At 69.8% G+C, this 20,081-nt stretch carries 19 protein-coding genes; 4 read left to right on the top strand and 15 right to left on the bottom strand.

Annotation, left to right across the window (positions count from 1 at the left end; all coding sequences use genetic code 11):
* Nucleotides 1-44: 44 nt before the first annotated feature.
* The 9 genes from ftsR to AC1MEY_RS09375 all read right to left on the bottom strand — a co-directional run bounded on the left by ftsR (nucleotide 45) and on the right by AC1MEY_RS09375 (nucleotide 7,851).
* Nucleotides 45-779, bottom strand: a complete 735-nt coding sequence (gene ftsR / locus AC1MEY_RS09415) for a transcriptional regulator FtsR (RefSeq protein ID WP_480230380.1) — start codon at nucleotides 777-779, stop codon at nucleotides 45-47.
* Complete coding sequence (gene garA, locus AC1MEY_RS09410) at nucleotides 779-1,210, bottom strand: glycogen accumulation regulator GarA (protein WP_480231392.1); 432 nt, start codon at nucleotides 1,208-1,210, stop codon at nucleotides 779-781. Before garA ends, ftsR begins: the two co-directional genes overlap by 1 nt.
* Before the next feature lie 169 nt (nucleotides 1,211-1,379).
* Nucleotides 1,380-1,775: a glycine cleavage system protein GcvH gene (gene gcvH / locus AC1MEY_RS09405; protein WP_480230379.1), complete on the bottom strand. Its 396-nt coding sequence runs from the start codon at nucleotides 1,773-1,775 to the stop codon at nucleotides 1,380-1,382.
* A gap of 46 nt (nucleotides 1,776-1,821) precedes the next feature.
* A complete protein-coding gene (locus tag AC1MEY_RS09400) occupies nucleotides 1,822-2,676 on the bottom strand; it encodes a DUF881 domain-containing protein (protein WP_480231391.1) in 855 nt (284 codons plus the stop codon).
* Between the two features lie 2 nt (nucleotides 2,677-2,678).
* Entirely contained in the window at nucleotides 2,679-3,011 is a 333-nt protein-coding gene (locus tag AC1MEY_RS09395; RefSeq protein ID WP_480230378.1) for a small basic family protein, read from the bottom strand.
* A gap of 63 nt (nucleotides 3,012-3,074) precedes the next feature.
* The gene (locus AC1MEY_RS09390) at nucleotides 3,075-3,974 is read right to left on the bottom strand and encodes a DUF881 domain-containing protein (RefSeq protein ID WP_480230377.1); all 900 of its coding nucleotides are present in this window, start codon (nucleotides 3,972-3,974) and stop codon (nucleotides 3,075-3,077) included.
* A gap of 3 nt (nucleotides 3,975-3,977) precedes the next feature.
* The gene (locus AC1MEY_RS09385; protein WP_480230376.1) at nucleotides 3,978-4,619 is read right to left on the bottom strand and encodes a CDP-alcohol phosphatidyltransferase family protein; all 642 of its coding nucleotides are present in this window, start codon (nucleotides 4,617-4,619) and stop codon (nucleotides 3,978-3,980) included.
* 10 nt (nucleotides 4,620-4,629) lie between these two features.
* Entirely contained in the window at nucleotides 4,630-6,912 is a 2,283-nt protein-coding gene (gene secA2 / locus AC1MEY_RS09380) for an accessory Sec system translocase SecA2 (protein ID WP_480231390.1), read from the bottom strand.
* A gap of 84 nt (nucleotides 6,913-6,996) precedes the next feature.
* Entirely contained in the window at nucleotides 6,997-7,851 is an 855-nt protein-coding gene (locus AC1MEY_RS09375) for a GNAT family N-acetyltransferase (RefSeq protein WP_480230375.1), read from the bottom strand.
* A gap of 145 nt (nucleotides 7,852-7,996) precedes the next feature.
* Between AC1MEY_RS09375 and AC1MEY_RS09370 the strand changes: the two genes are divergently transcribed.
* Genes AC1MEY_RS09370 through AC1MEY_RS09360 form a run of 3 tightly spaced genes read left to right on the top strand, consistent with a single transcriptional unit; the run spans nucleotide 7,997 to nucleotide 13,845 of the window.
* Nucleotides 7,997-9,907 carry an ABC transporter ATP-binding protein/permease gene (locus AC1MEY_RS09370; protein ID WP_480230374.1) on the top strand — a complete coding sequence of 637 codons (1,911 nt, stop codon included), beginning with the start codon at nucleotides 7,997-7,999 and terminating at the stop codon, nucleotides 9,905-9,907.
* Between the two features lie 51 nt (nucleotides 9,908-9,958).
* Nucleotides 9,959-11,878, top strand: a complete 1,920-nt coding sequence (locus AC1MEY_RS09365) for an ABC transporter ATP-binding protein/permease (protein WP_480231389.1) — start codon at nucleotides 9,959-9,961, stop codon at nucleotides 11,876-11,878.
* A 26-nt stretch (nucleotides 11,879-11,904) separates the two neighbouring features.
* Complete coding sequence (locus AC1MEY_RS09360) at nucleotides 11,905-13,845, top strand: ABC transporter ATP-binding protein/permease (protein WP_480230373.1); 1,941 nt, start codon at nucleotides 11,905-11,907, stop codon at nucleotides 13,843-13,845.
* Between the two features lie 56 nt (nucleotides 13,846-13,901).
* On the opposite strand, the gene AC1MEY_RS09355 is transcribed toward AC1MEY_RS09360, so the two are convergent.
* From AC1MEY_RS09355 to AC1MEY_RS09345, 3 genes are read right to left on the bottom strand one after another with little or no spacing between them, the layout of a single operon-like run.
* Entirely contained in the window at nucleotides 13,902-15,419 is a 1,518-nt protein-coding gene (locus tag AC1MEY_RS09355; RefSeq protein WP_480230372.1) for an FAD-binding protein, read from the bottom strand.
* On the bottom strand, nucleotides 15,416-15,910 hold the full coding sequence (locus AC1MEY_RS09350) for a VOC family protein (protein WP_480230371.1): 495 nt from the start codon (nucleotides 15,908-15,910) through the stop codon (nucleotides 15,416-15,418). The genes AC1MEY_RS09355 and AC1MEY_RS09350 overlap by 4 nt, the downstream gene beginning before the upstream one ends.
* 45 nt (nucleotides 15,911-15,955) lie before the next feature.
* Nucleotides 15,956-16,651 carry a TetR/AcrR family transcriptional regulator gene (locus AC1MEY_RS09345; RefSeq protein WP_480230370.1) on the bottom strand — a complete coding sequence of 232 codons (696 nt, stop codon included), beginning with the start codon at nucleotides 16,649-16,651 and terminating at the stop codon, nucleotides 15,956-15,958.
* A 106-nt stretch (nucleotides 16,652-16,757) separates the two neighbouring features.
* On the opposite strand from AC1MEY_RS09345, the gene AC1MEY_RS09340 reads away from it, so the two are divergent.
* Complete coding sequence (locus AC1MEY_RS09340) at nucleotides 16,758-17,222, top strand: PNPOx family protein (RefSeq protein ID WP_480230369.1); 465 nt, start codon at nucleotides 16,758-16,760, stop codon at nucleotides 17,220-17,222.
* Here AC1MEY_RS09340 and AC1MEY_RS09335 read toward each other — a convergent pair.
* From AC1MEY_RS09335 to AC1MEY_RS09325, 3 genes are all read right to left on the bottom strand, one after another.
* Entirely contained in the window at nucleotides 17,198-17,806 is a 609-nt protein-coding gene (locus tag AC1MEY_RS09335; RefSeq protein ID WP_480230368.1) for a SecDF P1 head subdomain-containing protein, read from the bottom strand. The genes AC1MEY_RS09340 and AC1MEY_RS09335 overlap by 25 nt on opposite strands.
* Nucleotides 17,807-17,853: 47 nt before the next feature.
* Nucleotides 17,854-18,543: an Rv1815 family serine proteinase gene (locus AC1MEY_RS09330; protein WP_480230367.1), complete on the bottom strand. Its 690-nt coding sequence runs from the start codon at nucleotides 18,541-18,543 to the stop codon at nucleotides 17,854-17,856.
* A gap of 123 nt (nucleotides 18,544-18,666) precedes the next feature.
* Nucleotides 18,667-20,073 carry an NAD(P)/FAD-dependent oxidoreductase gene (locus AC1MEY_RS09325; protein ID WP_480230366.1) on the bottom strand — a complete coding sequence of 469 codons (1,407 nt, stop codon included), beginning with the start codon at nucleotides 20,071-20,073 and terminating at the stop codon, nucleotides 18,667-18,669.
* Nucleotides 20,074-20,081 lie beyond the last annotated feature (8 nt).

The following is a 20,081-nucleotide window of genomic DNA, read 5'->3' as shown; positions in this document are numbered from 1 at the left end:
GTATGCCCTCCGCACCCTCGGGATAGTGATGTCGAGTCTAGTCCTCAGCGTTCGAGAACGTCGCGCACCGCGGACTTGATCAGCGAGGTGTGCAACGTGATCGCCAGTGCGGCGACCTCTCTCGCCAGATCGTCCGCGCGGTCCCTGGCGCCCTCGCGCCGCGCCTTCTCGACCGGCCCGGTGATCTGCGCGATCAGGTCCGACTGTCGGTCGGCGGCCGACCGGAACGCCCGGAGGTGCCGCGGTTCGACGCCGTAGTCGGCGAGCGCCTTCGCGCACTGTGCGGTCACCACGGCGAACTCGTCGAAGAACCCCGCCGGACCCGGTTTGATGACCCCGGCCTTCACCAGCGCACCTAGGAACGCGTCGTCGACGCCGGACTTGGCGAGCAGGTCTTCCCGGCTCAAGCGCACCTGCGTGCGCGACGCCGCGACCGCGTCGGAGGAGTCCGACTCCTCGGACACCGGCACCAACCGGGGTGCTCCGTAGGCCGACCCCATCGCCGGCAGCTGACCGTCCGGCTGCTCGTCGAGCTGGGCCTTGATGACCTTGAGCGGCAGGTAGTGGTCGCGCTGCGCGGTCAGTACGAAGCGCAGCCGCGCACAGTCGTAGGCGGTGAACCGCCGGTATCCCGACGGCGTGCGCTCCGGCGTCACCAGACCCTCGGCCTCCAAGAAGCGGATCTTCGAGATCGTGACGTCCGGGAAGTCGGGTCGCAGCAGGTCCAGGACCGCCCCGATCGACATCCCGGCCAGCGCAGGGGTGTCGGGGGCGGTCATTAGCCGGCCGAGCCGCCGTCGTCGGTCTTCGGGCCGGTCAGGAAGACCAGCCGGAACTTGCCGATCTGAACCTCGTCACCGTTGGCCAGCACGGCCGAGTCGACCGGCTCGCGGTTGACGTAGGTGCCGTTGAGGCTGCCCACGTCGACGACCTGGAACTCGCCGGACTCCAGACGGAACTCCGCATGTCGGCGGCTCACCGTGACGTCGTCGAGGAAGATGTCGCTGTCGGGATGCCGACCGGCCGAGGTGGTGGCCTGGTCGAGCAGGAAGCGTGACCCGGCGTTGGGGCCGCGCTTGACGACGAGCAACGCCGAACCCGTGGGCAGGCCCTCGACGCCCGAGACCGAACCCTCGGTGCTCGTCGCGGCCGGGGCGTCCAACTCGTTGAGGAAGTCGGCACGGAAGACCGAGGTGGTCTCGACCGTCATCTCTGAGGAATCGTCTGCCGAACTGGTGTCGTTATCCGTCACCCGCTGCTCCTAACTGGCTGCTGTGGCGATGTCTGGCTGGCCGCTCGGCATTGCGGGCGACCGTCATTGGATCTACTCGACCGTACCGCGCGGCCCATGCCGGTGTGTCCACCACCGCCGGATTTCGTCATTCGTCGAGAGTGGCACGGTACCCGTCGGCGTCCAGCAAAGCCGACACGGCCTCCTCGAGCGAGGCGCCCTCGACCTGGAGGTCGATCAGCCAGCCGCCGCCGTACGGGTCGGAGTTCACCAGTTCCGGGGAGTCCGACAGATCCTCGTTGACGGCAACCACTTTCGCGGTGATGGGGGCGTACAGCTCGGACTGCGACTTCGTCGACTCGACGTTGCCGAACTCGCCGCCGGCGGTCACCTCGTCGCCCACCGACGGCAGGTCCACGAAGACCACGTCGCCCAGCGCGGCCTGCGCGTAGTCGGTGATCCCGACGCGGACGGTGTCGTCCCCGGTGACTCGGACCCACTCGTGGTCGGAGGTGTAGGACAGGTCGGACGGGGTCTCGCTCACGGCGCTCCTAGATTGTGTCGCTCGGTCTCCGCACGGCCGGCGGGAGTCACTTGCCCGGCTGAGCGTATTGGCGTGGTTTCGGTTGCCGCAAGGCGGTCACGTTGACGACGTCGGTCTGCTGCACCGACATTGTGCCGCCGACGCGTTCGACGCTGTCCATCGCCCCGCCGGGGATGTTCATCGCAGCCGCCAAGGTCGGCGGATCGCCGATCGCCAGCACCGAATAGGGCGGCGCGACGGTGACGCCGTCGACCACCAGCGCGCCGGGCGCCCCGACCACCCACGTGTCGACCCCGACCCTGATGGCATCCCCGCCGGAGCCGCTTCCCGGGTCGCTCCGCTCCTGCCCGCCGGAGCCGCTGATCTGCATGGCCTCCGCCCCCGCCGCCCGCAGCTCGTTGATCACGTCGAGCATCGTCTCCGGCGCGACGCCGGGCGCGGTGTCGCCGATGGTCAACGTCACCCCGGGCCCCGTCGCGGCGACCGTGCCGATCAGGATCGACAGCGCCGCCAACCGATCGCGCGCGTTCTGGATGGCGGCCTCGTCGTCGCTGCCGGAGGCCTGCAGGGCAGTTAGTGTCCGCTGCAGATCGGCGACCTCCGTGTTCAGCGCCGCCTCGCGCTGCTGCAGGGAGTCGAGCAGCACCAGCAGGTCGGCGGGGCGCGCCGTCTCCAGCGAGTCACCGGACTCGGTCTGCCGGGCCTGCGTGACGATCGCGATGCCGAGGACCAGGCACAGCAGGATCGCGAGCGCGCCGAACAGGATCTGCGATCGGCCGCGGCCGAGCACGCCGCCGACGCCCGCGGGCTGCAGGTCGCCGATCGGCCGGGCGTGTTCCGTGGGCGGGAGCTCGTGTCTGCCGTGGTGTTCGGCCGGCCGGTCGGACCGCTGCTCGTCCATGCTCACGCCCCGAACAGCCTGCGCCGCAGGGCCGCGGCATTGCCGAAGATCCTGATGCCCAGCACCACGATGATCGCCGTGGACAGCTGCGTGCCCACGCCGAGCTGATCCCCGACGTAGACGATGATCGCCGCGACCAGCACGTTGAACACGAACGAGATGACGAAGACCTTCGAGTCGAAGATGCGCTCCAGATAGGCGCGCAGACCGCCGAACACCGCATCGAGCGCGGCGACCACCGCGATCGGCAGGTACGGCTGGATCTCGTCGGGGACGCTGGGATGGAAGATCAGACCCAGCACGATGCCGACGACGAGCGCGACGATCCCGATCATGTACGTCCGTTCCGTTCCGGTGTCCCGGCCTGCCCTCGGGCCCTCGTCATCATCTCTCCCCCGTCACCGCGCCATCGGTGTGGCGAAGACCAGTTCCCGCACCGGGCCCGCCGGCACGGACAGGTCGTCGCCCGCCGCGACGCCGACCCCCACGCCGTACGAGGCCTCGAGCAGCCGCAGCCGCTGCAGACCGGGGCTGCGGTCGAAGACGTCCTGCATCGCGTGCGGCGGCCCGATCGCCAACACGACGTACGGGCTGGTCACGGGTTGATTGTCGACGAGGATGCCGCCGCCCGCCTGCCGGATCGTCACGTTCGGGCCGATCCGCACCCCGCCCACGGCGATCGCCTCCGCGCCGCTCACCCACAGCGAGTTCACGACCAGCTGCAGGTCGCGGTCGAGCACCACCTGCGTACTGCCCTCGACGCGCTGCTGGGAGACGTCCGACAGGTCGCTCGCCGTGCCCGGTTCGGTGGCGGTGATCGTCAGTCCCGGCCCGTAGACCGGGGTCGCCGCCGCCGTGAACTCCGCGTCGTCGAGTCCCGCGAGCAACGAACGGCCCGTGGCGTCGCCCTCGAGCCTGCTGCGCCGGTCGGCCTCCACCTCCACGGCGAGGTCGTCACGCTGCCGCGCCATATCGGCGTTGGCCGCCTCGGCCGCCCGCACCCCGTCGGCCAGGACGTGCTGCGTCTCCTCGGTCGCCGGGGCCACCGATCGGGCCTCGGCGACGGCAGTCGCCAGCACCGAGGCGACCACGAGCCCGGCCGTCAACTGCCACGCCCACTCGAACCGGCGCCGGCCCGGACGCTTCGCCGCGGCGGCCGCGTACCCGGGGTCGAGATGGTCGGACAGCAGTGCCCGCAGCAGCGACGGCACCGGGATCAGCGTCGGGGCGTCGGCCTCGTGGGCGTTGCGGCCCGCGTCCCGGCTGTACCCGCCGAGCGCCCGTTCGTCGTCCGCCATGGATCACCCCCTCGGGGTGGCCGCGACACGGGGCATCTGGCGCATCACCATGCCCACCTGGATCAGGTACAGCACGCCCGACCAGAGGTACATCGCCATGCCCCAGATCGCGAACGCCCACCCGATGGCCAGGATCACCCGGCTCCACAGCGCATCCCACTGCCCGAGCAGGATCAGCGGGAAGCCCGACATCAAGGCGAACGTCGCAGCCTTGCCGATGTAGGTCACCGGCAGCGCCGTCAGCCCGCGGCCGCGCAGCACCGGCAGCGTGCCGGCGAGCACCAGGTCGCGACCGATCAGCACCGCCACGAACCACCACGGCACCATGCCCGCCAGCGCCAGCGCCACCGGCACCGTGATCATGTAGATGCGGTCGACTGCCGGGTCCAGCAGGGCGCCCAGCCGCGAGGACTGGTTGTCGAAGAGCCGGGCGATCTTCCCGTCGGCCCAATCGGACGCTCCGCTGAACATCAGCACCGCGACCGCAGGCCCGTAGTCCTCGGTCACCAGCAGGAGGTAGAGGAAGACCGGGACCAGGACCAGCCGCAGCACGCTCAGCGCGTTGGGAATGGTGAGGACCCGATCGCCGCCACTCGCCGGACCATCTCCCCCGGTCGCTGCGCTCCTGCCCGCCGGGTCAGCCATGGCCATGAACCTAGCGGAACACCCCCGGCAGGCTCAGCGCTGCCATCGTGTCGTCCGCCAGCGGATTGTCGTGGATCATGTACGTCCACGTCGACGTGGGGCGCGCCAGCTTCGACAGGTCGAGTCCCTGCTCGTCCTCGGCGACGTTGGCGGTGTCGAAGGTCTGCTGCGCCGCCTCGATGGCGTCGGCGGCCAGCGAACCGAACGCGTCGACCGCCAGCCGGTGGAACTCGTCGAGCGGGTTCTGCCGTCCGAGGGCGCGCAGGTGGATGCTCTCCCGGATGTCGGCGAGGTAGGCCTGATGATCGGCCCACCCGCGGTCGAGGTGGTACAGCATGATCAGCCGGCAGATCCGCTCCAGGCGGTCCTCGCCGATCTGCTCGGCCAGTTCGGCGTACCGCTCCGGCGAGCGCTCCTTCAGTTCCACGCGTGCGGTGTCGGTGCGCAGGATCTTCTCGCGGCGCTCGGCGATGATCGACCGCTGCTGGGCCACCAGCTGGTTGTACCGCCAGGTATTGGCGTGCACGTCGAGCAGCTTGCCCTCCGCGACGCGCTGCGCGTGCCCGAGGAGTTGCGGCGCCTTGGCGTGCAGGATGCGGCCGTCCTCGTCGGTCTGCAGCGGCAGCTTCTGCGGCTCCAGGTTGGCGACGACCACGTCGTCCTCCCAGCTGGCGAAGAACACCGACGAACCGGGATCGCCCTGGCGTCCGGCGCGACCGCGCAGCTGGTTGTCCAGCCGCTCGGTGTGGTGGCGCCCGGTGCCGATCACGTGGAGGCCGCCGAGCTCGGCGACCGCGTCGTGGTCGGTCTCGTCGGATCCGCCGAGCCGGATGTCGGTGCCGCGGCCCGCCATCTGGGTGGACACCGTGACCTTGGCGAGCATGCCCGCCTCGGCGATGACGGCGGCCTCCTCGGCGTCGTTCTTGGCGTTCAGGACGACGGCTGGGATGCCGGCCTTGACGAGGCGCTCGTGCAGTTCCTCGGACTCGGCGACGTCGCGGGTGCCCACCAGCACGGGCTGGCCGGTGGCGTGCACCGTCTTGATGTGTTCGGCCACGGCGGCGTTGCGGGCCGCGGCGGTGATGTAGACGCGGTCCTCGTCGTCCTCGCGGACGTTCGGCGTGTTCGGCGGGATCGGGGACACGCCGAGCTTGTAGAACTGCCGCAACTGCTCGCCGGCCGCGAGCGCGGTGCCGGTCATGCCGCACACGCGCGGGTAGCGGTTGATCAGCGCCTGCACGGTGATGGTGTCGAGCACCTCGCCGGTCTCGGTGGTCTCGATTCCCTCCTTGGCCTCGACCGCCGCCTGCAGACCGTCGGGCCAACGCTGCAGCGCCGCGATCCGGCCGCGCGAGGAGTTGATCAGCTGCACCCGGCCGTCGCGGATGATGTAGTGCACGTCGCGCTGCAGCAGGACGTGCGCGTGCAGGGCCACGTTCACCTCGGTGAGGGTGGTGCTGACGTGCTCCTCCGAGTACAGGTCGATGCCGCCGAGCGCCTTCTCCAGCCTGCGGGCGCCCGTATCGGTGAGGTGCACGTTGCGGCGGTCGGAGTCGGTGTCGAAGTACGTGCGCGCGTCGGGCGAGGAGAACAGTTCGCCCACCAGCCGGATGACCTCGAGCCGCGGCGTCTCGCGGTGGGTGGTGCCGGCGAGCACCAGGGGCACCAGCGCCTCGTCGACGAGCACCGAGTCGGCCTCGTCGATCAACGCCACGTCGGGATGCGGGGAGACCAGGTCCTCGACGTCGGTGACCAGCTGATCGCGCAGTACGTCGAAGCCGATCTCGTTGACCGAGGCGTAGGTGACGTCGCAGGCGTAGGCGGCGCGCCGCTCGTCGGCGGTGGAGTCGGCGGTGATCCAGCCGACGGTCAGGCCCATCGCCTCGAGCAGCGGGCCCATCCACTCGGCGTCGCGTCGGGCCAGGTAGTCGTTGACCGAGATGACGTGCACGCTGCGCCCGCCGATCGCATAGCCTGCCGCGGCGACCGCGCCCGCGAGGGTCTTGCCCTCACCGGTCGCCATCTCCACGACGTCGCCGGCGAGCATGCGCAGCGCGCCGAGCAGCTGAACGTCGAAGGGCCGCAACGTGGTTGCCCGCTCGGATGCCTCGCGCGCGATCGCCAGGAACTGCGGGATGTCGGCCGACTCGGCGAGGTCGCCGAGTTCCAGCAGCTTGGCGGCCTTGCGCAACTTCTCGTCGTCGAGGGCCTTGGCCTTGTCGTCGAACGCCGCCGAGGCGGTCACCTGGGCGAGCGAGTCGGACTGATCCTTATCGGTGCTGGCGCCGAGCATCTTCCAGAATCGGTTGCTCACGCGCCCCGAGGTACGGGTCTTCGGCTTGGGTGCAGTCTTGGCCACGTGTCAAAGGTACGCGGCTCACCCGCCGGTCGACGGGCCCCTCGTCGCGAACCCGACGGACAGCCAGTCCGCCACCGGCCGGAAGCCGATCGTGCGGTAGATCGAGTTCGACACCGGGTTCGCGAGGTCGGTGAACAGCACGACGTCGGTCGCGCCGGACTCGCGTGCCGCGGCCGCGGCGGCCGCCGTCACCGCCGACCCGTAGCCGTGCCCGCGTTCGGCGTCGGGGGTGTACACCGGCCCGATCCGCGCGACGCCCTGCACCGGTCGGCGGACCATCGCCATGCTGACCGGCTCCCCGTCGTGGCACCACAGCTGGAAGCGCGCACCGGCGCGCAGGTAGTTCGTCACGAACGCCCGGTGCGCGACGGGCCGCGGCGCCACGCCGAAGCTCTCCACGAAGAACCGTCCCGACCAGTCGCCGAGCAGGTCGCCGTCGTCGTCGCCGTGTGGACGGGCCTCCCCCGCCACGCCGGTCGGTGCGACGAGGTCGCCGAGGACGTGCAGCCGCTCCTCGGTGGAGTCGGCGACGGTGACGCCGGTGCGGCGCTCCCACTCGGCCGCGAACGCCGCCGTCACCTCGCGGATGCCGCGCACCGAACGCAGGCCCGGGATGACGTCGGCCAGCGCGGTCACGACCGGTACGACCGCGGCGCGGGGCAGGCCGGCGCACACCAGCGGATAGGGCGGCGTCTGCACGGCCGCACCGACCACCTCTCCCCCGTCGCTCACCGTCACCAGCACCGCGTCGGCGGGCAGCTCGGGCGCGGCCAGCCCCGTGAGCTCCACGGTGTGGCCCACCGGATCGCGCTCGTAGAGCGGACACGCGAGCGCCCGGAACTCCGCCGCCGAGTCGTGTATCCGCACCTGCACGATCCCAGCTTGTACCCCGGTCGCCGACGGGTCCAACGAAATCCGCGACACGGGTCCGACCTACCCGAAAACCGAGCCGGGACAGCGCCCCGCTGAGGTAATTTCGCCCGATGGCGGGCCGACCGCCGCGAAGGAGTTCGAGGACGTGGACGGTTTCAGTTCGTCCATCGACTGGAACCACGAGGCGCTCAACTCGACCGTCTGGGTCCTGACGGCGTTCGCCGCCTCGGCGGTGGTGGTCGTCCCGGTGCTCGCGCTGCTCGGACGCGTCACCACCTGGGGACGCCAGTTCACCCGGATCAGCGGCGCCTACTTCGTCGGCCGGGCGAGCATCCCCGCGTGGCTGCAGCTCGCCGCGCTGCTGATGTCGGCGGTCGTCTCCGTGCGCATCAGCGTGCTGCAGAGCTACTACGCCAACGACCTCTTCACGTCGCTGCAGGTCGCGTTCGAGGGCGGCGCGTCGGACGACGGCTCACTGAAGTCGAGCGGCATCGACGCGTTCTGGACGTCGATGATCGTCTTCGCCGTGCTGGGCACGGTGTCGGCGGTCCGCTACCTGGTGGACCTCTATCTGACGCAGCGGTTCATCCTGCGCTGGCGGGTGTGGCTGACCCACCGCCTCGTCGACGACTGGCTCGGCGACCACGCCTACTTCCGCGGCCAGCTCGCGTCGCACCCGATCGACAACCCCGACCAGCGCATCCAGCAGGACGTCGACGTCGTCACCGCCGGCACCGGTGAACCGAACTCACCCGCCCACGGGTCGGGCAGCATGCTGCTCTTCGGCGCCATCGAGTCGGTGCTCGCCGTCGCGTCGTTCGGCGTCATCCTGTGGAACCTGTCCGGGCCGCTGACCGTGCTGAACGTGACGGTGCCCAGGGCGCTGTTCTGGATCGTCATCGGCTACGTCCTGCTCGCGACGGCCGTCGCGTTCTGGATCGGCAGGCCGTTGATCCGGCTGAGCTTCCTCGACGAGGTGCGCAACGCGAGCTTCCGGTACGCGATGATCCGGCTGAAGGACTCGGCGAGTGCGGTGGGCCTCTACCGCGGCGAGGACAGCGAACGACATCGATTGCGCCACGGGCTGTCCCAGATCGTCGTGAACTATCGCAACTGGCTCAACCGGATGGTGCTGTTCCTCGGCTGGAACGTATCGGTGAGTCAGCTGATCAACCCGCTGCCCTACATCGTCCAGGCGCAGCGCCTGTTCGCCGGCCAGATCTCCTTCGGCGACGTGATGCAATCGGCGACGGCGTTTCTCGCCATCCACGAGTCGCTGTCCTTCTTCCGCAACGCCTATGACGCGTTCGCGAGCTACCGCGCCGCGCTGATGCGGCTCGACGGTCTGAAGGACACCATCGACCGCGCGGGCGCGTCGGCCGGGCTCGTCGCGGCCGACTCCGGTGCCGACGGCGTCCGCCTCGACGACGTCGACGTCCGCACACCCGACGGCGCGCCGCTGATCCGCTCGCTGAGCCTGGCCATCGACCCGGGCGGCAGCCTGGTCGTCACCGGACCCTCCGGCGCCGGCAAGACGGTCCTGCTGCAGAGCCTCGCCGGGTTGTGGCCGCACGCCTCCGGCGCGGTGCGCTTACCGATCGGCGAGGCCGGTGACCGCGAGACGATGTTCCTGTCCCAGCTGCCCTACCTCCCGCTGGGCGACCTGCGGGCGGCCGCCTCCTACCCGTGCCCCGACGGCAGCGTGAGCGACGCCGAGGTGCAGCGGGCGTTGCTCAAGGTGGCCTTACCTCACCTGGTGATCCGAACTCGCGAGGTCCGCGACTGGGGCAAGTTGCTGTCGGTCGGAGAGCAGCAGCGGCTCGCGTTCGCACGGATCCTGCTCACCGGACCCAGGGCCGTCTTCCTCGACGAGTCGACCTCGGCGATGGACGAGGGACTCGAGTTGATGCTCTACCAGCTGCTGCGAGCGGAGCTGCCGGACGCGATCGTGGTGAGTGTGAGCCATCGCGAAACCGTCGAACGTCACCACGATCAGCAGTTGGAGTTGCTGGGCGACGGCGCGTGGCGCCTGGTGCGGCTCGCCACGACCAGTTGAACCCTCCGCGCGGCTGACTGCGGAATGTCGGAGTACCTTGCCGGGGTGGACATGTTCACCGCGACGCTCGACTGGCGTACCGAAATTTGGACCTCGCTGGTCTGGATCGTCAAGGGCTGGGCAATGGCGTCGGTGGCGACCCTTGTCGTCCTGTACTCGATCGGGCGCTTCACCCAATGGGGCCGGCAATTCTGGCGGATCACAGGCGACTACTTCAAGGGCCCTGAGAGCATTAGGGTCTGGGCGTGGCTCGCGACGCTGATGCTGTCGGTCATCGCCGGGGTGCGACTAACGGTGCTGTTCAGCTTTCAAAGTAGCGACATGTCCACGAGCTTCCAGGTGGTGGCCTCGGGACTGGCTGGTGGCGATGACGCCGTCCGGCAGTCCGGCGGCGACGGCTTCTGGTTGTCGATCCAAGTCTTCGCCGTGCTCGCGATCCTGCACATCTCGCGGATCATGCTCGACCTGTTCATCACCCAGCGCTTCATGCTCGCCTGGCGCGCATGGCTCACCGACCGGCTTACCGGTGACTGGCTCGAGGGCAGGGCCTACTACCGTGGCCGGTTCATCGACGACACCATCGACAACCCCGACCAGCGCATTCAAGCCGATATCGACAGTTTCACTGCGGGAGTCGGTTCGCTGCCCAACACGCCCAACAACACGTCGGGGGCGACACTACTGTTCGGCGCGGTCGATTCGATCGCATCGATGATCTCGTTCACCGCGATCCTGTGGAACCTGTCTGGGCCGCTGACGCTCCCCTTCGTCGGGGTCAACGTGCCGCGCGCCATGTTCTGGTTGCTGATCGGGTACGTCCTCTTCGCGACCGTGATCGCGTTCTGGATCGGCCGGCCGATCATCTGGCTGTCGTTCAACAACGAGAAGTTCAACGCCGCCTTCCGCTATGCCCTGGTGCGTCTGCGCGACGCCGCCGAGGCGGTGGCCTTCTACCGTGGCGAGACGGCCGAACGATCCGCGCTGCGGCAACGATTCTCGCTGGTGGTCGGCAACTACAAGCGGTACATCAACCGCATGATCGGGTTCTACGGCTGGAACCTGTCGATGGACCAGGCCATCACACTGCTGCCGTACCTAGTGCAATTCCACCGCTTCTTCAACGGCGAAATCAAGCTCGGCGACTTGAGTCAGACCGCTATTGCCTTCGGCAATATCCAGAGCGGGCTGTCCTTCTTCCGGAATGTCTACGACCAGTTCGCCGGGTACCAGGCGGTCATCATCCGTCTGCACGGCCTCGTCCTCGCCAACGAGGAGGCCCGCGAGCTCCCCGAGATCGAGCTGGAGGCGTGCGTCGAGGGCACCGTTCAGTTGAAGAACGTGGAGGTGCGAACCCCCGACGGCAGGCAGCTGATCAATCCGCTGAGCCTCCATCTCGATCCCGGTGAGTCGCTGGTGATCACGGGTGCGTCGGGCAGCGGCAAGACCACGCTGCTGCGCAGCGTCGGGCGGCTGTGGCCGTTCGCCACCGGCACCATGAAGTGCCCGTGCGAGACGAACGCGACGATGTTCCTCTCGCAGCTGCCCTACGTCCCGCTGGGAGATCTGCGCGCGGTGGTGTCCTACCCGTGCGAGGAGGGCACCCTCACCGACGCGCAGGTCCACGACGCGCTGAACAAGGTCGCCCTGCCGCACCTGATCGAGCGCCTCGACGAGGTGCTCGACTGGGCCAAGGTGCTGTCCCCCGGTGAGCAGCAGCGCATCGCGTTCGCGCGCATCCTGCTCACCAAGCCCAAGGCCGTCTTCCTCGACGAGTCCACCTCGGCGCTCGACGAGGGTCTGGAGATGACGCTGTACCGCCTGGTGCGCGGCGAGCTGCCCGACATCATCCTGGTCAGCGTCAGCCACCGCAGCACCGTCGAGCAGCACCACTCCCGGCGGCTGCGACTGCACGGTGGCGGCGAGTGGTCCCTGGAGGACGTCGGTAAACAGTTCTCGACGACCACGTCGTGACGGCTCGCCGGGAGTAGCTTCCCGGCATGGAGATGTTCACCCCGTCGCTGGACTGGGGTAGCGAGGTCCTCGGCTCGCTGCGGTGGATCGCCAAGGCCTGGCTGATCAGTGCGGTCGCGACGGTGGCGGTGCTCGCGCTGGTCGTGCGGTGCACCACCTGGGGGCGGCAGTTCTGGCGCGTGACGGGCGCGTACTTCGTTGGGCGGCAGGCCGTCACGGTGTGGGCGCTGCTCGGCGTCCTGATGCTGTCGGTGATGGTGTCGGTGCGGATGGACGTCCTGTTCAGCTACTACGCCAACGACCAGTTCACCGCGCTGCAGGTGGCGTTCGAGGGCAGCGGCGCCGGTAACGACGCCGTCCGGGCGTCCGGCGTGCGGGGCTTCTGGCAGTCGATCGTCATCTTCGCGATGCTGGTCACCGCCGACCTCGTCCGAACGCTCGGCGACCTCTACCTCATGCAGTTCTTCATCGTCCGGTGGCGGGTGTGGCTGACCCACCGGCTCACCGGCGACTGGCTCGACGGCGGCGCCTACTACCGCGGCCGCTTCCTCCCCGACCCGATCGACAACCCCGATCAGCGCATCCAGCACGACGTCGACGTCTTCACCACCGGCACCGGCCCGGAGACCAACACCCCGACCGTCGCGACGTCGCAGACGCTGCTGTTCGGATCGGTGTACGCGGTGGTGTCGGTGGTCGCGTTCACGCCGATCCTGTGGAATCTGGCCGGGCCGTTGACGATCCTGGGCGTGACGGTGCCGAAGGCACTGTTCTGGATCGCGCTGCTCTACGTCGCCGTCACCACCGTGGTGGCGATCTGGATCGGCAGACCCATCATCGGGCTGAGCTTTCGCAACGAGGCGACCAACGCGGCGTTCCGGTACGCACTGGTGCGGGTGCGCGACGCGGCGGAGGCCGTCGGCCTGTACCGCGGCGAACGCGTCGAGCGCGTCACGCTGGCGGAGCGGTTCAGCAGGGTCATCGAGAACTACCGCCGCTTCGTGCTGCGGGGCGTGGCGTTCCTCGGATGGAACCGGTCGGTCAGCCAGATCATCGACCCGCTGCCGTTGATCGTCCAGGCGCCGCGGCTGTTCGCCGGCGAACTGAACCTGGGCGACGTCACGCAGTCGTCGAGCGCGTTCGCGTCGGTCACCAACTCGCTCAGCTTCTTTCGCGCGGTCTACGACGCGTTCGCGAGCTACCGGGCCGCCATCATCCGCCTCGACGGGCTGGTCACCGCCAACGCGGAGGCGAGGTCGCTGCCCCGTCTGACGGTGGAGGACGGTGCCGACGGCGGCGTCGAGCTGGTCGACGTCCGAGTGACCTCACCCGCTGGCCTGGTGCTGGCCGACGGCCTCGACGTCCGGTTGGCGCCCGGTGACTCACTGGTGGTGACCGGCCCGTCGGGCTCGGGCAAGACCACGCTGTTGCGCAGCATCACCGGGCTGTGGCCTCGCGCCTCGGGGACGGTTCGGCTGCCCGGCGATCGCGGCGGGACGATGTTCCTCTCGCAGCTGCCGTACGCGCCGCTGGGCGCTCTGCGCGACGTCGTCTGCTACCCGGAGGACCGGGATGCGTTCGGCGACGCGGACATTCGTGACGCGCTGCGCGCGGTGGCGCTGGAGCACCTCGCCGATCGCCTCGACGAGGCGGCCGACTGGTCCTTCGCGCTCTCCCCCGGCGAGCAGCAGCGCATCGCGTTCGCGCGCGTGCTGCTCGCCCGGCCCCGCGCGGTGTTCCTCGACGAGGCGACGTCCGCGCTCGACGAGGGTCAGGAGTTCGAGCTGTATCGGACGCTGCGCAGCCGGCTGCCCGACTGCGTCGTCGTCAGCGTCAGCCACCGGCCCGCCGTCGAGCGCCACCACGCCCGCCGGCTCGAACTGCTGGGCGGCGGCGCTTGGCACCTCACGACCCTCGCCCCGCCCCTCCCCCGCGAGCCGGTCACCCTCCCCCGCGAGCAGACGTAAGTGTGCGCAGAAACCCGGCGTGTCGCGCACACTTACGTCTGCTCGCGGGAGGATCCCTACTGCGCAGGGGTGGAGGTGGCGCTCGCGCGGGCTCGGGTGGCGGCGTGCGCGCCGGCGCGACGACCGAAGAACGAGCCCTCGCCGAGCTGGGTACCGCTGGCGTATCCCTTGCCGTCCTGCGCGATGTTCGCCGCACACGCCCCGGCGGCGTAGAGCCCGGGGACGACCGTGCCGTCGCTGCGCGTGACCTCGCCGTCGACGGACACCGTCAATCCGCCCATCGTGAACCCCGAGTACATGGCGACGCCCAGCGACAGGTCGAACGCCGCCCACGGGCCGGTGTCCTGTGCCGCAACGTAATCCGGGTGCTTGTGGAAGTCGGGATCCTCGCCGGCGGCGGCGTGGGCGTTGTAGCGGTCGAGCGTCGCGGCGAGGTTCCCGGCGGGCAGGCCGAGCGCGGTCTCCATCTCGGCGATCGTCTCCCAGCCGTCGATGAACTTGATCAGCGGCATGTCCGGCATCTGCATGTGCGCCTCGTCGACGACGAGATACGCCTGCTGATCGGGCTGTTCGAGGACGAACGCCGACGTCCGTGAGTGGTAGGAGTCCTCGGCGACGAAGCGCTCGCCCCGATTGTTGACGATCACACCGGTCAGCAGGATCTCCGGCGGATACGCCGCGGCGGTGATGAACAGGCCGTCGAGGTTCTTCGCCTCGCCACCGGCCGAGACGCCCAGCCGGATGCCGAGGCCGTCGTCGTGCGGGTTGCCCAAGATGTAGGGCTCGACTTCGCCGTGGTGCTTGGTCTTTCGCTTCTGGCCCAGAGCAGGCGTGTGTTCGGCGACCATCGCCGGGTTCATCGCGAAGCCGCCCGCGGCGATGACGACGGATCCCGCGCGAATCGACCCGCTCTCGCCGAAGTTCTTCCACCGCACGCCGACCACCGCGCCGGTGTCGTCGGTGATGAGGTGGGTGACACCGGTCTCGTACCGGGTGGTGACGCCCAGTTCGGCGGCACGGTTCACGAGCAGCTGGATGACCATGTCGGCGCCGCCGAGTTCACCGGGCACCGGCACCGAGTGTCCGCGTGGCGCAGGAGCGGCCTGCTCGGAGAACGGCCACACCTTCTCGTTTCCGGTGTAGGACAGGCCCTCCGTGCCGGGCGGGACGACGACCTTGCCCTTCCAGTAGGTGCGCTCGAACTGGAAGCCGAGGCTCTCGAGCCAGTCGAAGTGCTCGACGCTCTGGTCGCAGTACAGGCGGATCTTCTCGTGGTCGGGATCCTGGGCGACCGCGACGAGGTAGTCGTACATCGCGTCGGCGGTGTCCTCGTGCCCGGTGGCCTTCTGCACCGCGGTGCCGCCGCCGAGGTAGAAGTGCCCGCCGGCCATGGAGGACGTCCCGCCGGCGGCGGCGGCGCGTTCGAGGACGAGCACGTCGGCTCCGGCCGCCGCGGCGCTGACCGCGGCGCACCCGCCGGCGATGCCGAACCCGACGACGATCACGTCGGGCCGGTCCTCGGACCAGTCGTCGACGGTGCCGGCGTCGATGGTCTCCGGGATGTCAGTGCTCACAACTGCTCCTGCTTCACGTAGTCGAAGAACTTCTGGATGTCGGGTGGGATGTATGCCAACTCGACGCAGGGGACGCCGGCGTCCGCGGCCGCGAGGTAGGCGAACTGCATGCCGCCGGGCATGGTGCCGCGGCCGATCACGTCCACGCCGTCGCGTTCGGCGTCGGCGACCATGGCGTCGAACGCCTCGGTGTCCGCGGCGGCGACGCACACGTGGTGCAGGCCGGCGCCGGACTCGGCGAGGAAGTCGGAGTAGACGCCGCGTCCGGTCACCGGCTGGATCACCTCGAGTTGGGTGTCGCCCGCGTACGAGAACGACACGTGCGCGGTGAAGTCGGCGGGCGCGCCGCGGTAGGTACACGCCTCCGGCGCGAAGTGCACGTCGCTCATCCGCACCCACGTGCGCGCACCGAGCGTGGCGCTCAGTGCGGCCTCGGTGACGTCCAGGTCGTGGGTGACCCACGCGATCTGGACAGGTGTCTGATTGAGCATCACCCCGAGGATATCGCTCAGCCCACCCGCTGGCTAGAACGTGTTCTAGTTCTGCGCGTCGGGCGGCGCGGTCAGCAGGACGATCAGCAGCCGGAGCTGACCGTCGAACACCGCATCGGCGTCGGTGAACGTGTCGGCGCCGTACTGCCCGAACACCTCGAGGCTGATGGCGCCGACCAGACCGCCCCACAGCGTCAGGCACTTCATCACCGCGGCGTCGTCGCCCGCGAAGCCGAATTCGTCGCGAAGACCGTCGAAGTCCGTCGACGTCGACCCCCCGACGGCGATCGCGGACGACGGGATCTCCCCTGCCACAATGCCTTCGGCGATCGTGCCGAACAGTGATCCGACCACGCGGGTGCCGGGGCCGACGGTCCGCTCGGACGGTGCGTGGTAGCCGGGAACCGGGCTGCCGTAGAGCAGCGCCCACCGCGCGGGATCCCCGAGCGCCCACGCGCGGGCGGCGCGAGCCTGAGCGGTCAGCCGGGCACGCCAGTCGACCGCGTCACCGCCGGCCTCGTCGACGGCGTCCGCGAGGTCGGTGTACGCGTCGATCAGCAGCAGGGTCAGGAGGTCGTCGCGGCTGGCGACGTAGCGGTACACCGCCGACGACACCATCCCGAGTTCGCGGGCGATCGCCCGCAGGGACAGTCCCGCCGCGCCGTCGGTGGCGAGGTGGGCGCGGCCGACCTCAACGATGTCGCGTTCGATGCGCTCCCGCGTGTCCTGACGCTTACCCATCGACGCAGTCTCGCATATCGCGAGAGCGCTGCTCTTGTTTCAATCCCCTCGACGTGTCATGCTCGATCAGAGAGCAGCGCTCTCGAAATCCGACTGAAGGAGTCCCATGACCACGACCAGCAGATACGACCGTCCGAACCGAGCGGCGCGACTCCTCAACGGCGCCTTCCGACTCCTGGCGGAGGCCGGTGTCGGCATCGCGGGCACCCGGGCGCTACGGATGCGCGGCCGCACGTCCGGCCAGATGCGCGGGGTCGTCGTCAACCTCCTCGAGGTCGACGGCCGCCGCTACCTGGTGTCACCGCGCGGCAACACGCAGTGGGCACGCAACGCCAGGGCCGCCGGCGAGGTCGAACTCGGGCCGCGCTGGCGTCGTCGGGTCGTCGCCGTCACCGAGCTGTCCGACGACGCCAAGCCGGCGATCCTGCAGCCCTACCTGCGGCGCTGGTACTGGGAGGTCAAGGGCCACGTCGGCGGGCTGTCGCCGACGTCGAGCGCCGACCACCTGCGGGCCGTCGCACCGTCGATCCCGGTGTTCGAGCTGGCTCAGGACCCGTCGCGCAGCATCTGAGCGATCGTGTCGGCGGTGGCCTTCGTCATGTCGCCCGACAGCTGGATCGACTGACCGTCGATCGGCGCGGTGATGCCAGGAGCGGCCAGCACCAGGCCGTCGCGCACGAACGCCACCTGCCTGCCGACGTGTGCGGCCGTGTACTGCGCGAAAGCCGCGCTCGACGGGGAGTCCATGACGAGTTGCACGCTGTAGAACTCGGACGTCGGCAGCTTGAGCGCCTTGGCGTTGGTGAGCCCGATCTCCATCGACACCGGTTCCAGTTGGTAGTGGGCCTTGCGCTCCACGTCGCACGCCGGCTGCGGCTCGGTGGGCGGCAACGGGGGTGGCGGCGGGTCGCACTGGCCGGGCTGCGCCTGAAAGGCCTCGACGACCAGCCGCACCGCGAGCGGCTTGATCACCAGCCGCGGCTCGGTGGGAGTGGGCGCGGCCGACGCCCGCGACGGCACGTCGCGCGGGTCGGGCTGCAGGAACGGCATCACCATCGCCGCGACCGTGGTGCCGATCATCGCGAGGATGCCGATCGACGCCAGGATCGCGATGGTGATCTTGCGGCGCGACCACCGGCTCGTTGACGTTGCCACCCGGCGAATCCTAGGAGAGCCGGCGTGACGGTGCGTCCGTCGACACGCTAGGCGGCGGGAACGGCGCCCGAGGCCGCCGAGACGACGCCCCCGCGACTCTGCTGGTCGATCGTCGACCAGGACACCGCGGCGGGCAGCGCACCCCAGGTGCTGTTGAACATGCCGACGATCACGGCCCGCCCGTCGTCCATGGGCACGTACACCGGGCCGCCGGAGTCGCCCTTCTGGCTGACGACGCCGTTGGTCATGGTGAACCAGCCGTTGTTGACCGACTCGATGGTGCCGCAGCTCTCACCGGTGACGACGCCGAAGTGGCAGACGCGCTGCCCCTGCTGGGGAACCACGCCGCCGTCGACGACGAGGGGCCGCCCACTCGGGAGCACGTCGTTGATCGCCACGTCGGGGGCGAAGGAGATGGTCTCCCAGTCCGAGATCACGTGGTCGGTGGAGACGGTGGCGCCGTCGGGGGTGTTGTCCGAGAACTGATTCTGGTTTCCGACGAAGACGCCACCGCGGTCGGTGACGGCGCCGGAGCCCCGGCAGTGTCCCGCGGTGTAGCCCGTCCGGGTCTGCATGTCGACGAAGCCCAACGTGCACAGGCTCTTGTCCTGCCTGATCTCCATGCCCGGGAACACCGGGGTGCCGGGATCGGCGAGGGCATTCGTCGTCGGCGCGAAGATCGCGGCGATCACTGCGGCGGTGGCGAGAGTCGACACTCGCAAACTCGGCTGACGCATCGCCGGCTCCGATCCGTGAGGTAGGGGGCTTTCCTACCCTACCCATAGCCAATCGAGACCTCAGCGTTACAGAAAAGATGCACGACCCGTCGGCGACCGGCCGGGCGCACCCGTCGCCGCAGGTCAGGAGTCGAAGCCGAGTCCCAGCGCGTCGAGGGTGCGCAACAGCGCATTCCGTCGCCCCGCGGAATGGTCGGCACGGTCGAGCGACCACCGGGTGGCCTGAATCCCGATGCTGGCCAACGGTTCCGGCGGGAACGGCAGCGGCTTGCTCCGGACCATCTCCAATTCGGTGCGCGGCGTCGGGGCGCCCGCGAGCAGATCCAGGCAGACGTCCGCGCCGAAGCGGGCCGCGCCGACGCCGAGTCCGGTGAACCCGTTGACGTAGGCCACGCGGCCCTCCCGCGCCAGACCCCAGTGCGCGCAGAACCTGGTGTTCGTGTCGATGGGCCCGGCCCAGCGATGGCTGAAGTGGACGTCGTCGAGTTGCGGGAACGTCAGGAAGAAGTGCTCGGCGAGCCTGCGGTAGGACTCCGGCCGCTCCTCGTACGCGGGATCCACCTTGCCGCCGAAGTTGTAGATCGCGTCGTAGCCGCCCCACACGATGCGGTTGTCCTCGGTGCGCCGGTAGTAGTGGAACTGGTTGGCGGCGTCGCCGATGCCCTGGCGGTTGCGCCAGCCCACCCGGTCCATCTGCGCGTCGGTCAGCGGTTCGGTGGCGAGGACGTAGTCGTAGACGGGCACGGTGTACAGCCGGTTGCGGCGCAGCAGGCTGGTGTAGACGTTGGTGGCGAGGACGGCCTGCCCGGCGGTCACGACGCCGTCGCCGGTGTCGATGCGCAGGTCCGCGCCGCCGGAGTCGAGGGCGCGGGCGTTGGTGTGCTCGAAGATCTGGACGCCGGCCTCGACGCAGGCACGGGCGAGTTCGAGCGCCAGCTTCGCGGGGTGGACGATCGCGCACGTGTCGGGCTCGAACAGGCCGGCCCGGTACGTCGGGGAGTCGATCTCGGCGCGGAGTTCCGCGGTGTCGAGGAAGGTGCCGTCACCGTCCGCGGCGGACGTCTCCAGCCAGGGCACCTGGTGCGGTTCGGTGGCGACCAGCAGCATGCCGCTGCGCTGCCACTCCACGTCGAGGCACAGTTCCTCGATCTCGGCCTGCATGCCGTCGAGGTTCTCCAGGCCCATCGCGGTGAGCACGTCGAACTCGTCGGGCCACCGGGTACGGCCGTTCTGCGCGCCGTGGGTGATGCTGGCCTCGACGAATCCGCCGTTGCGACCCGAGGCCGCCCAGCCGATCCGGTTGGCCTCGAGGAGCACGACGCGCCGGCCGGGATCGCGGCGCGCGGCGTGCAGCGCGGTCCACAGCCCGGCGTACCCGCCGCCCACCACGACCAGGTCGCACGCGAGGGCGCCCGTCAGCGTGGGGTGACGGGGACGGTCGACGTCGAGCCACACCGCCCCGGCGGCGCTGCCGGCCAGTGACCGTTCGACGAGACCGGGGTCGACATCGCCGTCGAAGACCGTTTCCACACCCCGAG

It is taken from the genome of Mycobacterium sp. PTI7, assembly GCF_056679845.1.
This window is presented reverse-complemented; position numbering and strand designations above follow the sequence as displayed.